This is a genomic window from Streptomyces vastus (genome assembly GCF_039532825.1).
Taxonomy (GTDB): domain Bacteria; phylum Actinomycetota; class Actinomycetes; order Streptomycetales; family Streptomycetaceae; genus Streptomyces; species Streptomyces vastus.
The window spans coordinates 30,535-46,111 of the sequence record NZ_BAAASJ010000007.1 but is presented as its reverse complement, the minus strand read 5'-3'; the positions used below and the strand labels follow the sequence as shown (position 1 = coordinate 46,111).

At 70.9% G+C, this 15,577-nt stretch carries 11 protein-coding genes; 2 read left to right on the top strand and 9 right to left on the bottom strand.

Annotated features, from left to right (window positions below; translation table 11 throughout):
- Window positions 1–6: 6 nt before the first annotated feature.
- The 5 genes from ABD357_RS03595 to ABD357_RS03575 form a co-directional block, all read right to left on the bottom strand.
- Entirely contained in the window at window positions 7–2,352 is a 2,346-nt protein-coding gene (locus ABD357_RS03595; protein ID WP_425584730.1) for an SWIM zinc finger family protein, read from the bottom strand.
- On the bottom strand, window positions 2,352–5,201 hold the full coding sequence (locus tag ABD357_RS03590) for a DEAD/DEAH box helicase (RefSeq protein WP_344387428.1): 2,850 nt from the start codon (window positions 5,199–5,201) through the stop codon (window positions 2,352–2,354). The genes ABD357_RS03595 and ABD357_RS03590 overlap by 1 nt, the downstream gene beginning before the upstream one ends.
- A 154-nt stretch (window positions 5,202–5,355) precedes the next feature.
- On the bottom strand, window positions 5,356–5,937 hold the full coding sequence (locus ABD357_RS03585) for a sugar kinase (protein ID WP_344387426.1): 582 nt from the start codon (window positions 5,935–5,937) through the stop codon (window positions 5,356–5,358).
- Window positions 5,934–7,085, bottom strand: coding sequence for an ROK family glucokinase (locus ABD357_RS03580; protein ID WP_344387425.1), 1,152 nt, complete (start codon window positions 7,083–7,085; stop codon window positions 5,934–5,936). Before ABD357_RS03580 ends, ABD357_RS03585 begins: the two co-directional genes overlap by 4 nt.
- A 228-nt stretch (window positions 7,086–7,313) precedes the next feature.
- Window positions 7,314–8,051 (bottom strand): GntR family transcriptional regulator, encoded by a 738-nt coding sequence (locus ABD357_RS03575; protein ID WP_344387457.1) that lies wholly within the window; start codon window positions 8,049–8,051, stop codon window positions 7,314–7,316.
- 128 nt (window positions 8,052–8,179) lie between these two features.
- Between ABD357_RS03575 and ABD357_RS03570 the strand changes: the two genes are divergently transcribed.
- Complete coding sequence (locus ABD357_RS03570) at window positions 8,180–9,193, top strand: Gfo/Idh/MocA family protein (RefSeq protein ID WP_344387424.1); 1,014 nt, start codon at window positions 8,180–8,182, stop codon at window positions 9,191–9,193.
- A gap of 20 nt (window positions 9,194–9,213) precedes the next feature.
- Here the strand turns inward: ABD357_RS03570 and ABD357_RS03565 are convergent, their stop codons facing one another.
- Entirely contained in the window at window positions 9,214–9,885 is a 672-nt protein-coding gene (locus tag ABD357_RS03565) for a response regulator (protein ID WP_344387423.1), read from the bottom strand.
- Between the two features lie 80 nt (window positions 9,886–9,965).
- On the bottom strand, window positions 9,966–11,240 hold the full coding sequence (locus ABD357_RS03560; RefSeq protein ID WP_344387455.1) for a sensor histidine kinase: 1,275 nt from the start codon (window positions 11,238–11,240) through the stop codon (window positions 9,966–9,968).
- 257 nt (window positions 11,241–11,497) lie between these two features.
- Here ABD357_RS03560 and ABD357_RS03555 point away from each other — a divergent pair, with 257 nt between their 5' ends.
- A complete protein-coding gene (locus tag ABD357_RS03555) occupies window positions 11,498–11,698 on the top strand; it encodes a hypothetical protein (protein ID WP_344387421.1) in 201 nt (66 codons plus the stop codon).
- 55 nt (window positions 11,699–11,753) lie between these two features.
- Here the strand turns inward: ABD357_RS03555 and ABD357_RS03550 are convergent, their stop codons facing one another.
- Together ABD357_RS03550 and ABD357_RS03545 are read right to left on the bottom strand one after the other, a co-directional pair.
- Window positions 11,754–13,715, bottom strand: a complete 1,962-nt coding sequence (locus tag ABD357_RS03550; protein WP_344387454.1) for an AAA domain-containing protein — start codon at window positions 13,713–13,715, stop codon at window positions 11,754–11,756.
- 809 nt (window positions 13,716–14,524) lie between these two features.
- Window positions 14,525–15,517, bottom strand: coding sequence for an arsenic resistance protein (locus ABD357_RS03545; RefSeq protein ID WP_344387420.1), 993 nt, complete (start codon window positions 15,515–15,517; stop codon window positions 14,525–14,527).
- Window positions 15,518–15,577: the final 60 nt, after the last annotated feature.

The window sequence follows — 15,577 nt, the reverse complement described above, 5'->3', positions numbered from 1 at the left end:
TTGGCGTCATGGGTCGGTCGGTGCGCCCAGGCCGGTGAGGGCGCCGACCGGGTCGAGGTCGGGGGTGCCTCGGGGCCACCAGTCGTCGTGGCCCGGTTCCGATTCGTACGCGTACCAGAGGCCGTCGTGACCGAGGCGGAGCTGTATGTGGCCGCGGGGGTGGGTGAGGTGGTTGTGCCAGGGGCGGAAGGCCGGGAAGTCGGCGGCCAGGAGGAGGGAGCGGGCGCGGTCGAAACGACCCGCCGGCGGATCCCAGGGTTCCTCGAGGACGGCGAGCCCTTCGAGTCCGCCCTGGCGCCAGGCGGCGACCGCGCGTGCCAGGTCGGCGGGGGTGCGGCCGGCGGCGGAGGCGAGGGACGCGTACAGGGCGCGGGTCGTGGCGGTGAGGCCGGAGCCGGGGCGTGCGGCGGCGAGGCGGACGGCGTCCTGCCAGAGGGTCAGCTCCGCTGCCGGGTCACGCCCCGTCGTGAGCAGCGCGTGCGCACGGGTGGCCGCGTCGGTGGCCAGCTGGTCGAGGGCGAACGGGTCCGGGCCGCCGGGGGCCGCCGGATAGGAGGGCGGCTGCCCGGGGTGTGCGGGCGAGGGCAACGGCTCGGGCAGCGGCGGGAGTTGGCGGGGCGCCAGGGCGTCACGGGCTCGTACGCCGGGGAGTTCGGGTTCTCTGCCTTCCCGGCCTTCCTGGCCTGCGTGGGCCGAGCGTGCGGCCAGGGCGGCGTTGCGGCGCGACAGCGCGTCCAGCAGCTCGCGCTCGCCCCGGCCGCGCAGCAGGAGCAGCACGAAGGGGTCTTCGTCCAGCAGCCGTGCCGTCTGATAGCAGAGGGCGGCCGCGTGCTTGCAGGGGTGGCCGTAGTCGGGACAGCTGCAGTGCGGTTCGAGATCTCCGGGGCCGGGGAGCAGTTCGACCCCGCACTCGGCGAGCGACTGCGGCATGTCCTTGTCGAGCAACGCCGCGATGTGCCCCGGCCGTTCGGCGGCGGCTTCCAGGAACCGCTCCCAGTCCTCGTCCGCGAGCGTACGCATCCGGATCTGCACCCGGTACGGCCGCGGCCGGCTCCCGTGCACATACGCGAGCACGAGCCCCGGCGTGACGGTCACGGCATCCACGTGTCCCTGCCCCGCATACACCCGCCCGCGCGCAAGCCGCGCCGGATCCAGCGCGGCCTCCTCCAACGCCCGCACCCAGGCGTTGCCCCACCAGGTCTCGGCGAACCTGTCCCAGCCCGGGGGCCGCGGAGGCAGGGCGGGGAAGGTACGGCGCAGGTCGGTGCCGTGGGCTGGGGAGGCCATGGGGCGGGGTGGGTTCGTGTTGTGCGGCTGGGGGGCTCCGCCGGGCACGGACGTGGAAGGGGACGGCGAAGAGTCCGTGTCGATCTGTGGCCCGGTGGGTCGCGTGCGGGCGCTTCGGCCCACGGAACCGACAGCGGACGCGGGTGCCGCCCAGGGTGGGAGCTGTCGCTCGGTGCGCGCCGGAGCGGGCTCCGGGGCCGTTGCCGAGGGTTTCGTGCTGCGTGATTCGTCAGGCCTCGTCGTCCGGGCGCGTCCGGCCGGCCGCGGGGGCGCTTCGGAGGCGTCGCTCAACCGGTCGGCCGATTCCGGAGCCCGAGCCGCCGCGCGACGACTGGCGGTGCCCGGCGACGGTTCGGAGGCAGCGGTCCTCCTCGCGTCAACGAGGCGGCTCGGACCACCAACTCCCTTGGCCCCGGCGGCCGTGCGAGCAGTCCGGCTCGCTGCGGATCTCGCGGCGCGCAGCGCCTCGCGGGCCACGTCTCCGGGACGCGGTGTACCGGGCGCCCCGCCGCTGCCGGGACGACCGGCGTCGGGACGACCGATGTCGGAACGGGAGACGTCAGGGCGGCCGACGGCCGACGGCTCGGACGTGTCTCCGGAGCACACGGTGCCCTCGGCCCACGCCGCTCCGGGCACCCCGTCACCGGTCGGCGGGGACATCGCTGCCCCGCCTTCCGCGTGAGCCGCAGCGCCCGCGCCCCGACCGGTCACGCCCCGCAGAGCCTCACGCGCCACGTCACCCGGACGGGGTTCACGCGGTGCCGTCCGCCGCCGGTCAGCGGTCGTCCCGGCGGCTGCCTGCTCCGTACCCCGTGCTGCCGTTCGCGTCTGAGGCGCGGCGGAGTGGTCCTCCTCCGGGTCGACCCCGGCGTTCCCGGCCTCGCCACGCCGCGCGGCCCACAGGGCACGGCGGGCCACATCGGCAGGCCGGGCCTCACCGGATGAGCGCGACGGGTCCGGCCGAACACCTCCGTGCGGCGGCTGCCCGGACCGGCCCGGCTCGGCGACCGTGCTGCTCTCGGTGGAGCTGTCGCGCTCTGGCGACGCGTTGGGCTCGGCTGACATCACGCCGTCCTCCGGAGTGAGACCAGGTCCGACAGCTCGCGGTCGGTCAGTTCTGTGAGGGAGGCCTCGCCGGAGCCCAGGATCGCGTCGGCCAGCGCCCGCTTCGAGGCGAGCATTTCGGCGATGCGGTCTTCTACCGTGCCCTCGGTGATGAGGCGGTGGACCTGGACGGGCTGGGTCTGGCCGATGCGGTAGGCACGGTCGGTGGCCTGTTCCTCGACGGCAGGGTTCCACCAGCGGTCGAAGTGGATGACATGGCCCGCGCGCGTGAGGTTCAGGCCCGTGCCGGCCGCCTTCAGGGACAGGACCAGGACAGGCGTCGCCCCGCTCTGGAAGCGGTCCACCATGTGTTCGCGCTCGGGCACCGGCGTACCCCCGTGCAACAGCTCGACCGGTACCGCCCTGGCCGCGAGGTGGGAGCTGATCAGTCGCGCCATGCCGACGTACTGGGTGAAGACGAGCGCCGAACCGTCCTCGGCGAGCAGCGTGTCCAACAGCTCGTCGAGCAGGGCGAGTTTGCCGGACCGGGCGGCGAGCCGGTCGCCGGTCTTCGGCGGGACGTCCTCCTTCAGGTACAGCGCGGGGTGGTCGCAGATCTGCTTCAGCGCACCCAGCAACTTCAGTACCAAGCCCCGGCGGGCGATGCCCTCCGTCGTCTCGATCGCCAGCATCGACTCGCGCACCACCGCCTCATACAGCGCGGCCTGTTCACGGGTGAGCGGGACCGGGTGGTCCGTCTCCGTCTTGGGCGGCAGCTCGGGGACGATGCCCGGGTCTGACTTCTTACGGCGCAGCAAGAAGGGGCGGATCAGCCGGGCGAGACGGCCCACGGCCTCCTCGTCCTCGCCGTTCTCCACCGCGCGCGCGTGCCGGGCGCGGAAGGACTTCAGCGGGCCGAGCAGTCCGGGGGTCGTCCAGTCGAGCAGGGCCCAGAGTTCGGAGAGGTTGTTCTCCACGGGCGTGCCGCTCAGGGCGACCCGGGCCGGCGCGGGGATCGTCCGCAGGGCCTTCGCGGTCGCCGAGTACGGGTTCTTGACGTGCTGGGCCTCGTCCGCGACGACCATGCCCCACCGCTGCTCGGCAAGCCGGGCCGCCGCCGACCGCATCGTCCCGTACGTGGTGAGGACGAATCCGCCGTCCAGGTCCTCCAGTGTGCGGCCCGCTCCGTGGTAGCGGCGGACGGGGACGCCGGGGGCGAACCGGTTGATCTCCCGCTGCCAGTTGCCGAGCAGCGAGGCCGGGCAGACCACGAGGGTCGGCGCGCGGCGCGCCCGCTTCAGGTGGAGGGCGATGACGGTGACGGTCTTGCCGAGCCCCATGTCGTCGGCGAGGCAGCCGCCGAGGCCGAGCGAGGTCATCAGGTCGAGCCAGGCCAGCCCGCGCAGCTGGTAGTCCCGCAGCCGCGCCGTCAGACCGGCGGGCGGCTCGGCGGGCCGCACCCCCGCCGTCAGCCGGTCGCGCAGCGCGGCCAGTGCGCCGACGGGCACCGCCTCGACCGTCTCGCCGTCGACCTCCGCGCTGCCGGTGAGCGCGGCGGAGAGCGCGTCCACCGGGTCGAGCAGACCCAGTTCGCGTTTACGCGCCTTGCGGACCAGGGTCGGATCGACGAGCACCCACTGGTCCCGCAGCCGTACGACGGGCCGGTGCGCCTCGGCCAGCGCGTCCATCTCGGCCTCGCTGAGCGGATCGCCGCCGAGCGCCAACTGCCAGCGGAACTGGAGCAGTTCCTCGCTCTCGAAGAACCCGGTGCCGTCCGTCGCCGAACCGGGCGCCGGACGCACCACCGCCGCCGCGCTCAGGTCCTGGGCGAGGTCGCGAGGCCAGTGCACGGCGACTCCGGCCGCGCCGAGGCGGGTCGCCGCGACGCCGAGCAGATCGGACAACTCGTCCTCGGACAACGCGAGTACGTCCGGTACGTACTGTTCCGACAGCCGGTCCAGCGGCGGCCAGACGCGGGCCGCGCGCCGCACGGCCAGGGCGGCGTCCACGCGCGCGCGTGGCCCGAACGCCGCGTCGGCCTCACCCGCCCACAGGGCCGCGGCGTCGACGACGAGGGTGGGGTCGGCGAGGCTGTGCACCTGGACGACGGCCGCGCCCGCCCGCCGCGCGGCCTCGCCGTCGTCGGGGTCGCTGTCGTCGAACAGGTCGTACGCGGACAGGTCCAGGCGCAGCGAGATCCGTACGCCCGCGTCCATGCCCGCGGCGACCTCCGCCGCCCAGTCCCGGGCGTCCGGCAGCCGCTGCGGCTCGCGCGCGGCGAAGGCTTTCCCGACGGCGTACGGCGCGGCCTCGGTGCGCGGCAGGGTGTCGGCGACGGCGTCGAGGAAGGCACGCATCAGCGCTTCCGGGTCGGGCAGCTGGAGGGGGCTCCGGCCAGGGAGGGGGACGGCATGTCCCTCGTACGGGAGGGCCGCGGCCATCGCCCTCAAGTGGGCGATGTCGTCCGGATCCAGCGGTCCGGCGCGCCAGGCGTCGTGGCCGTCGCGCGTCAGTCCGGGCAGCAGTCGCCCGCGCGCGAGGAGCCGCAGGGCGTGCAGTGCGGCCGCGCCCCAGCACGCCGTGGCGGGATGCGCCGCGGGATCCCGCCTCGCCCGTACGAGCAAGGGCAGCGCCTCGCCGACCGTGAGGCTCAGTGCGGGCGTCGGTCCCCGCCTGACTCCCGCGCCGTGCCGCCGTACGACCGTCAGCTCGGTCCGCTCACCCTCCGGCAGCGCCCCACCGTCCGGGTCCCAGAAGGCGATCCGCCCGTCCCGCGGCAGTCCGGCCGGCAGAAAGACGGCAGCGAGCCGAACCGGCACCGCGGTCCGCGCGGCTTCGCCCACGCGCCCCTCGACTTCCCCCACGCTCATGCTCCCGGCCACCTCCCTCACCCCAGTCAGACCGCCCCGACCGGTCAGAACACTCGTCGTCGGACGAGACGGATCACTCGTCTTCGACTGTACGGGCCGGGTCTGACAATCGGGCTCGGCGTCCGAACCGCTAGGCCAGGAAGGTCGAGGAAGGTCAGGGCGTCGTTCTGGAGACCACGAACACCATGGGACGGCCTGGCTTCGACCAGTTCACGACCATGTCCAGCGTGGGGGTCGGGTTCTTCCGCGCGCGGGTGAGGCCCGACCAGGGGCCGGGTCCCGTGAAGTCCCAGTCGACGATGTTCCGGTGGCGGGCGCTGATGGGGAAGTCGTCCTTCTCCAGGGCGGCGCGGCTGGTGCCGATGTTCTTGAGGAACGTGTCGAGGCCGTCGTCACTGGTGCGGAACTGGACGTACAGCCGACTGGTCCTCCAGTTGTTCGTCTCGTAGTACGCGACCTTTTTCGAGCCCGGCGGGATCAGCACATGGTAGAGACGGCGCTGGACACGCGAGGGCCAGTCAGGGGTGAGGCCCCTCGCGGCGTACTTCTCCTCCTTGGTCCTGCCGCTGTCGCGACTCTGGTTGGCGGAGATCACCAGATAGCCGGCCGGGATACCGATCAGCAGCACGATGGTCAGCAGCGTCAGCGCACGGCGGCGGATCATGTGGCCCCGGCCCTCGGGTGGGCACGGCTCGTGGGACGACGGCGTCTGCTGGGGCAGCGAGGTGGCCGTCACAGCGACCCCTGCGCCGTACGGCGCGACTGCACATAACGCTCGTATCGCTCATAGCGCTCCACCCGGCGCCGATTGGCGCGCCGGAAGCGGCGGGCGACGAGCCGGGCGAGATCGGCGGCGCCGACCATGCCGGCCTCGGGGCCGAGTTGGGCGCGGGCGATGCGGGCCTCGGGGCGGTAGCCGCGACCGGTCAGATGACGCCGGAAGGCATCCCGCGCGGGGCCGATCAGCAGGTCGTCGGCCGCCGAGACACCGCCGCCGATCACGAAGCAGGAGGGGTCGAGCGCGGCGGCCAGGTTCGCGATGCCGACGCCGAGCCACTGGCCGATGTCCTGGAGCAGCTCGACGCACATCGCGTCGCCCTCACGGGCCAGTTCGGTGATCATCGGGCCCGTGATCTCGGAGATGTTGCCCTTGACGTGCTCGATGATGCCGTACGCCACCGGAGAGTCGGCGGCGGCGAGTTCACGGGCCTCGCGCACCAGCGCGTTGCCGGAGCTGTACTGCTCCCAGCAGCCGCGGTTGCCGCAGGGGCAGCGGTGGCCGCCGGGCACGACCTGCATATGGCCGAACTCGCCCGCCACACCGAACTTTCCGCGCTTGACCTGCCCGTCCTCCAGGATCGCGCCGCCGATACCCGTACCCAGCGTGATCATGACCAGATGGTCCTCGCCGCGGCCCGCGCCGAAGCGCCACTCCGCCCAGGCGGCGGAGTTGGCGTCGTTGTCGACGAGGACGGGGACTGCGAGGCGGCCGGAGATGCGGTCCCTCAGAGGCTCGTTGCGCCACGACAAGTGGGGGGCGAACAGGACGCGGTTGCGGTCGGCGTCGACCCAGCCGGCCGCTCCTATGCCGACGGCATGCACGTCGTGCCGGTCGGAGAGGTCCAGGACCAGCTCGACGATGGTGTCCTCGACGACCTTGGGGCTCTTGGACTTGTCGGGGGTCTCGGTGCGGACCCTCTCGAGGATGTTGCCGTCCGCGTCGACGACACCCGCCATCACCTTCGTACCGCCGATGTCGATGCCGACGGTGGGGACGCGCGGAGCCGTCAGATGCGATCGGCGCTCACGCGTACCGACGGTCCGCAGGACGGTGCCCCGTGCGGAGCCGCGGTGTGCGAGGGCGAGGTCGCGGTAGGTGCTCATCGCGCCGATTCTGCCCCACACCGGCGCCGGCTTGCACAGGGAACCCCTTCGCTTCGCTTGAGGTGCCTGGAAACCGCAGGCCGTTTTGCAGGTCACGGGTGCGTCGTGGCTTGTCGCGCAGTTCCCCGCGCCCCTATGGGGCGCCTCCTGGTGCGCTCGGAGGAAGCAGGCCGCTCGGAGGAAGCAGGCCGCTCGGAGGAAGCGGGCCGCTCGGAGGAAGCGGGAAGCTCACGGGCGTACCAGTAGCTGGAACTCGAACGAGTAGCGCGACGCCCGGTACGTGTGGGTGCCGTACTCCACGGCCCTCCCCGTGTCGTCGAATGTCGTGCGTTGCATGGTGAGGAGGGGGGCGCCTTCCGGTTCGCCGAGACGGTCGGCCTCCACGATGGTGGCGGCGCGGGCTCCGACGGTCTGGCGGGCGCTGTGCAGGGTGATGCCCGCGGCTCGCATCAGGCGGTACAGGCCGGTGGCCTCCAGCTGGGAGCTGTCCAGGTCGAGGAGGCCGGGCGGCAGGAAGTTGCAGAGGTACGCCATCGGCTCGCCGTGGGCCAGGCGCAGCCGTTCCACCCGGTGTACGTCGCTGCCCTCGGCGACCGCGAGGGCGGCGGCGATCTCGGCCGATGCCGGGACGACGGTGTTGACGAGGACCCGGGTCGCCGGACGCTGACCGGCCGCCTCCAGGTCGTCGTACAGGCTGCTGAGCTCCAGGGGGCGCTTGACCTGGCTGTGTACGACCTGGGTGCCGACGCCGCGGCGGCGTACGAGGAGACCCTTGTCGACGAGGGACTGGATGGCCTGGCGGACCGTCGGCCGGGACAGGCCGAGCCGCGCGGCGAGCTCGATCTCGTTGCCGAGGAGGCTGCCGGGCGTGAGCGCGCCGTGCTCGATCGCCGCCTCGAGCTGTTGGGACAGCTGGAAGTACAGCGGCACCGGACTGCTCCGGTCGACGCTGAGCTGGAGCGTCACGGTCGGATCCACTTCTGGTTTGGGCACGGGGCGAGCGTAGCTCTGGTGAATGATGACGGGAAGTTGTGAAGTTCGATTGTCAGGACAAAGCTTGACAGAGGACTGGTTCCAGCCGCAGTTTTGTTTCCATGCGCATCGGACTTATCGGAACGGGTCGTATCGGCACATTCCACGCGACGGCTCTCAGTCGCCATCGTGAGGTCGGTGGCTCTCTCATCGTCACCGATGCGGACACCGCCCGGGCCCGTGCGCTCGCGGACCGCCTGGGCGCGACGGCCGCTCCCGGCGTCGACGAGATCTTCACCTGGGGCGTGGACGCCGTCGTCATCACCACGGCCACGTCGGCACACGCCGAACTGATCGGTCGGGCAGCACGCGCGGGGCTCCCGGTGTTCTGCGAGAAGCCCATCGCCGTCGATCTGCCGGGCACGCTCGACGCACTCGCCGAGGTCGAGGCGGCCGGAACGATCCTGCAGATGGGCTTCCAGCGCCGCTTCGACGCGGGCTACACGGCCGCGCGCGAGGCGGTGCGCTCGGGCAGTCTCGGGAGGCTGCACACCGTGCGGGTGATGACGTCCGACCAGACGCCGCCCCCGGCCGCGTATCTCCCGCTGTCGGGTGGCCTGTACCGGGACTGTCTGGTGCACGACTTCGACATCCTGCGCTGGGTCACGGGCCATGAGATCACCCAGGTGTACGCGATGGGCTCGGACGCCGGGCCCGCGATGTTCCGCGAGGCGCGCGACATTGATACCGCCGCGGCCGTCCTGACCCTGGACGACGGCACGCTCGCCACGGCGACTGCGACCCGGATGAACGGTGCCGGATACGACGTACGCATGGAACTGGCCGGTGAGCTGGACCAGATCGGCGTCGGCCTGGACGACCGCACGCCGATCGGCTCCACCGAGCCGACCGGGCCGCCGCCCGCGACCAAGCCGTGGACCGGTTTCCTGGAACGCTTCGCGCCCGCGTACGAGGCGGAGCTGCACGCCTTCGTCGAGGTCGTCCGCGGGGAGCGGGCCAACCCCTGCGACGGCCGCGAGGCGCTGCACGCACTGCGCATTGCCGAGGCCTGCGAACTCTCGCGGCACGAGCGCCGGTTGGTGTCCCTGGCGGAGATCCCGGGCGGCCGGGACTGACCACGCGCGTGCCCGCGCGGCTAGTGACCGTCGCCCTCCAGGAGGCCCGCGTCGTACGTCAACAGCGCGATTTGTACTCGATTGTTGAGGTCGAGCTTGGCGAGGATGCGGGACACGTGGGTCTTGACGGTGGCGACGCTCATGAACAGCTCGCGGGCGATCTCGGCGTTCGAGTGCCCTTGTCCGACGGCGACGGCCACCTCGCGTTCGCGGTCGTTGAGTGCGGCGATGCGGGTACGGGCCGTCGTGCGCCGGGTGTCCGGGCCACCACCGGCGGCGTGCTCCATCAACTGGCGGGTGACCGTGGGGGAAAGCACGGGATCGCCGGCCGCGACACGGCGTACGGCCTCGAGGATGTCCGCCGGTGGTGTGTCCTTGAGTACGAATCCGGCGGCACCCGCTCGCAGTGCCCTCAGTACCTGCTCGTCGGCGTGAAAGGTCGTCAGCACGACGACCTGCGGCGCATCCTTACGCCCCCTGAGCCTTTCCGTGGCGGCGAGTCCGTCCACGGTCGGCATCCGGATGTCCATGAGCACCACGTCGGGGCGGGTCCGCTCGACGAGTTCCAGCACCTCGCTCCCGTCGGCGGCCTCCCCCACGATTTCCAGATCATCGGCACCGCCCATCATGAAGGCCAGTCCGGCGCGAACCAGCGGGTCGTCGTCGACGAGGAGCAGACGGATCGGAGTCATGGGCCTCACGTAATCACGAAGTGGGGGCGCCTATGGGGGTGTTGGGTCGGGGGTGCGATCAGCGGGCAGAATACGTTCACCTAGCCGCCCGAGGCCCAGGGCAACCAGGCCGACACCTCGAAACCCCCGTCCCCCACCGGCCCATGCGAAAGCCGGCCCCCCGCCAGCATCGCCCGCTCCGTCAACCCGATCAGCCCCTGCCCGGACCCGGGCACCAGCGGCACCTCCCCCGGCGGAGCCGGATTGCGTACGGACACGGTGAGTCCCGAACCCGCCACCCCCGAAACGGACACCGTCACCTCCGCCCCGGGCGCGTGCTTGCGCGCATTGGTCAGACCCTCCTGGGCGATCCGGTACGCGGTACGCCCCACGGAGGCGGGCACAGCGGCGGCATCGTCAACGCGGTTGTCGAGGCTCACCTTCATCCCGGCCTCACGCGACTCGGAGACCAGCGACTCCAACGCCCCGAGCGTCGGCTGAGGCCGCCCGGGCTCCCCCGACTCCGCGCCCGCGGGCCCGGCCCGCAACACCCCGATGATCTCCCGCAAGTCCTGCAACGCTTCGTGCGAACTCTCCCGGATGACCCCCGCAGCCCGAGCGACCTCCTCCCGAGGCGCGTCGGGCCGGAACTCCAACGCCCCCGCGTGCACGCTCAGCAACGTCAGCCGATGGGCCAGTACGTCGTGCATCTCGCGAGCGATCCCCTCCCGGGCCAGCCGCTGCGCCTGTTCGGCACGGAGCGCGGCCTCCGTCTCGGCGCGCCGGGCGCGATCCCGCAGGCTCAGCAGAAGCTGTCGGCGGGAGCGGACGAACATGCCCCAGCCGATGACCGCAACGGTGAGCAGCACCGAGACAAGCACCGCTGCGACGTAGCCGAGATCGGGGTCGGGCCGCAGCCAGCACAGGAGTGGGACCACCGCGGTCGTGGCGGCGCCGACCCAGGCGACATACTTGAAGGGTCGATGCACAGCGAGCGTGAACAGCGCGACCAGGTCCGCCCCGCCCGACGTGATCGAGACGACGCTGACGGGGATCAAGGCCACGGCGAGGCCGACCGGCCAACGGCGGCGCAGCCAGACCGCGGCGCAGGCGAACGCGCCGACCCACTGGTCGGTGACCTCCAGCGCGTACGGAAGGTCGGGGTGTTTGGGCAAGGCGTCCGCACCGAGCAGACCGACGATCACGGCCAGCAGGAAGGCGGCGAAGTCTACGACCCAGTCCCGCACGGTACGCCGGGGCCGTCCCGTCCGCCCGACACGCGCCACCCGGTCGGGGTCGATCTCGACGGCGATCGCCGAGGGCAGCCAGCGCCGCCCGGGCAGCGGCACCGGGGCGGCCCCCGGCTCCGGTGCCAGCCCCGCCGTTCCTGTCCCTGCCGTTCCTGTCCCTGCCGTTCCCGGTCCCGCCCCCGACGCACGCTCGTTACCGCTCACGGTCGACAAATCTACGCATCAACGGCCACCTGCATCGCCCCCTGTGCACGATCGCCGACCAAAGTCGCACCACCGAAGACTTTCGACGCGCACCCTCCGCCCGGACTCCAGACTTCCGTCGGACATACCTCGCCCCGCGGCCGATGAGCGTGGGGGGTCCGCGGGGCGAGGATCCTGGCATGAAGCAGGTTCTGGAGTTTCTGGGCGTGATCGCTTTCCTGCAGGGCGTGGCCGGCCTGGTGCACGAGTTCACCGACTGGGACATCGGCCTCGTACAACGGGTTGGCTTCCTCGACAACTACGAGATGTACGCGAGCGTCGCGCTACTGGTTCTGTCGGTCGCGCTGTTCGCAGTCGCCGAGAGCCGGACACCCGGGTGACCGGCAGCGGTGACCAGCAGTGCCGGCCGGCAGCCGCACGGGGGGCGGCTGCCGGTCAGCAGCTGTAGTTGACCAGCCGGAACGACTCGTAGTGGTCCGCCGAGCGTTTCCAGGACCGTGAGTTCCGCGTCGCCGCGGTCCGCCAGCGTCTGGGCCAGTGGCGTGAGGGGCTCCGGGCCAAGAGCTTGCTCGGCGCTGCTTCCAGTGCGCTGATGCGGCTGGCGACATCCGTGGGGTTCGGCAGGGTGGCGGGATCGGGGCAGTGGATGTGCGCGTCGAGGATTCCCGGGCCGTGCATGGTGACCAGCAGCCACAGTCGCTGAGCCTCATCCGTGGTCAAAGGCGGCAGCTGCTCCGGCTGGGCGGGCAGGGGCGGCAGCCACTGGTAGTCGGCTGTGCCGCGCTCGACTGCCTGCACGATCTCGTCGAGCCGGCCGCGGTATCCCGGCGCGATCTCGGGGTGCTCGTACCACTCGACTTCTCGCACCGCCCGCAGACGCTCCCGCAGCTTGGCCTGTTCCGCCATGAGCTGGTGACGCTGGGTCTGCTGATCCTCAATACGCTGCTGCAGCCTGTCGGGATTCGTGGTCGCGCTCAGGTGGGCCAGAGCGCCGAGCGACTGGCGCAGATCGGTACTGCCGCCCTGCCAATGGTTGCGCTGGATGACGCACATGCTGCGCAGTTTGGCGGGTAGCTGGTCCCGGAGCACCTTCAAGGCCTGGCCCTTTTCGCTGGTGACCAGAACTCGCTTCCCCTCTGCGAGGAGAACTACTATCAGGTTACTGATCGTGTGAGTCTTTCCGGTCCCCGGCGGCCCTTGGACCACCACACTGGTGTCGTGCTGCAGCCTGTCCAGGACATCCAGCTGGGCCGCGTTCGTGACCATCGGGAACAGCGGTTCTGGGTCCAGTGCCGGAGGGACGGAGCCGCTCCTGCTCCGCCAGGCCATACACTCTTCCGGTTCGAGGTCATACAGCAGCTGCGCCAGCCCCAGAGGAGCTTGTGTTCCTGGGCGTTTCAAGGCTCGGGCGATGCCTTCGAAGAAGCCGAGTACCGAGCGCTGGCCGTGCTCGCGGAGGATGAGCGCCGGCGCGTGATGCAGCGAGCGCGCCTGCGGCTCTGCGGTGAGGTCGGGATGCTCCCTGCCCGCGTCGAACGGAAGCGTTCGTTCAACTCCGAAGGCTCGCTGTGACCACGAGCGCAAGGCTTCCATCGCCCGATCCGACAACGGATGGAAGGCAACGTCCTCGACATCGGAGCGCACGACCCCCAGCAGCTCCGAGGTGTAGCCATCGGACTCGCTGAGGAACTCCATGTCTTCCAGTCGGCCGGACTCCCCCGGCACCAGGGACACCGCTATGTCGACCGAATTCGGATCAACCGTGAGGGTGACGGGGGCAGTGACGATGTGCCTGCGCACCCGAGCCGAAACGCGCTCGGCCCCCAGTTGCAAGAGCCCTACCGCAAGCACGACTTCGAACGTGTCACCGTCCTGCTGGATCTTCTTAGCCATCCGGTACAGCTGCTGATGCAGACGACGCTGCGGCTCGGCCGCCAGCTCCTCCTGCGCCCACCGCCTCCATCGGCCGACCCAGGCACCGTAGGCCTTACGCACCTCCGACGTACCGATGTCCAACGCCTTGGGGATCTCGCCCTCGTCAGCGGGAACTTCGGCTTGCTCGCCCTCGATCGACGTACCGTCCATCAGCTCGGGAGGCTCCGCAGCAGCAGTGGCAGCGGCCTCCACCGACACGCGGCCGTCCAGGATCGCAGGCAACCGTGGTGCTTCAAAAGGCGGACGGTGCTTGACCACCATGACCCGGGAGTCCGCGTCCTTGGAACGGCGGACGAGCCCCTCGGGAACGTCCGCGAACCACACCACCTCTGAATACTTGGCACAGTTCCTGACGGGCCGGTAGGCGCCTCGCACCAGATCCTGCAGACAGTCGACCAACACACGAGTGTCACGGATGGCCTTGGGATCGCTGCCATCGCGTACCGCCGGGCGGGCCATCACATCCCCCAAACGCCTACCACCGTGGCAAGCCTTCCAGAGTCCATGACCGACACAAGTCACGCAATACGGCAGGTCTCAGCAAAGGCTATTTCTCGACACGCAGCGCCTTCCTGCTTGAAGGCTCTTCTTGGTCGAGGGAGCCGGCCGACCAGCCACCGGTATCACGGCGCGGTACGCCCCGAGCTGGTGCATCGACGGCCACTCGGCGATCTTGTTTTGAGGCAACGCGGTGAGTTCGGTGGGCAGGGCGGTCTCGGCGGATTCCGACTCGACCGGGTACAGGCGGGCCTTGGCCACCAAGCCGAATCCCGCGTAGCGGCGAGCTTCGGTCCATTGGCCGTCTGGGCGCCGGCCACGGCGCGGCCTCGGCCGCCCTGCGCGCCTACTCCGCCGGGGACTGCAGCGGCAGGGCCGCCAGGAGCTGGTCAAGGTCCGGATCCGATGCCATGCGGTCCAGCATCGCAGAGGCGCAGGCACAGCCAGGCAGCCGGATCATAGCCGCCGTTGGTCCCTCCTGAACACAAGCCCCATGGACCAGGAGGTCCTAGTGTGTCGCCGTGACAGATGGTTCAAAGGGCGAGACGTGAACCGTTCCCGGGCGAATGGAGGCTCCGGACTGTCCCGAGTTGGGTGGAGTCGACGGAGACGCGTTCCGGTGCACCCGTGCCCGGCACCGGCAGCCAGACCAACGTCGACCTCAAGCCGAAGGTCGCGCTGGAGGGACCTTGCCGACTACCTCGGCTGAGTCCGAGTCATCTCATGGTGAAAGGGATCCCCACGTGAGGACAACCCTCTCGCCATGCGTCTGCTCAGACGGACACGGAGGTCTTCTCACCGGGGACGAGGAGGGGTATCAGGTGGACGTAGGCGACCATGCCGAGGACCTCCACCAATGTCTGTGTCACCACGACCACCGCAGCGATGGCCAGGCCCTCCGGCAAGGCGAGGGCCAGGGGCAGGACGACCAGGGAGTTGCGGGTCGCGCCGGTGAAGACGACCGCCCGGGAGGCGGGAGTGTCGAGGCGGAAGACCCGTGCGACTGCCCCTCCGGCGAAGGCCATGACCACCAGAAACAGTGCATAGAAGGGCACTACGGCGACGACGTCGGTGAGGCTGTCGTCCAGTTTGGGGATCTGGGAGGCGACAACCACCAGGAGAGTGGCGGCCATCAGCGGGACCATCGCCATGGTTGCCGCACTGGACACCGTCTTTCCCTCAGGCTTGTGGGCCGCCCACGCCTGGGTGGCCCAGGCCAATGCCAGCGGGATGACGATCAGGAAGAGAAAGGCTTCGAGGAACGGGCCGACCTCGACGATGTCGGCCAGATCCGAGCCCATGAACAGGAAGAGGAACAGCGGTAGCAACAGCATCTGCGCGATCAGCAGCAGCGGAGTAGCGGCCAGCAGGCGTCGGCTGCTCCCTCCGGCCAGCCCGCTGAAAACGATCACGTAGTCCACGCACGGGCACAGCAGCACCAGCAGCACGCCGAGCCGTACGGCCTGGTCGTCGGGAAGGAACGCGAACATCGCGCCGACCACGAGCGGCACGACGGCGAAGTTGACGGCCATGGTGGCGGACAGGAACCGGCCGTCTCGCAGTGAGCGGACCAGCTCGGTGGCAGGGACCTGGAGGAAGGTTACGTAGAGCAGTGCGCCAAGGACGGGGTTGATGACCTGTTCAAGTCCCGGTCCTGCGGCTGGGAGTGCCCACCCTAGGGCAGCACCCCCAGCCATCGCTCCGAGGTAGACCGCGACCTGGTGGTGTTCCATCCGCCCGACCAAGCCCTGCGATTCCTGCGACACCCTGCGGATCCTCTTCCTGCGCTCAGCCCGCCGCCGTACGAGCGGGCCCCTTGCCCTCCA

Coding starts and splice junctions, on each gene's coding strand:
- ABD357_RS03595 (WP_425584730.1), bottom strand. CDS start 2,352: ATGTCAGCCGAGCCCAACGCGTCGCCAGAGCGCGACAGCTCCACCGAG.
- ABD357_RS03590 (WP_344387428.1), bottom strand. CDS start 5,201: ATGAGCGTGGGGGAAGTCGAGGGGCGCGTGGGCGAAGCCGCGCGGACC.
- ABD357_RS03580 (WP_344387425.1), bottom strand. CDS start 7,085: ATGAGCACCTACCGCGACCTCGCCCTCGCACACCGCGGCTCCGCACGG.
- ABD357_RS03570 (WP_344387424.1), top strand. CDS start 8,180: ATGCGCATCGGACTTATCGGAACGGGTCGTATCGGCACATTCCACGCG.
- ABD357_RS03565 (WP_344387423.1), bottom strand. CDS start 9,885: ATGACTCCGATCCGTCTGCTCCTCGTCGACGACGACCCGCTGGTTCGC.
- ABD357_RS03555 (WP_344387421.1), top strand. CDS start 11,498: ATGAAGCAGGTTCTGGAGTTTCTGGGCGTGATCGCTTTCCTGCAGGGC.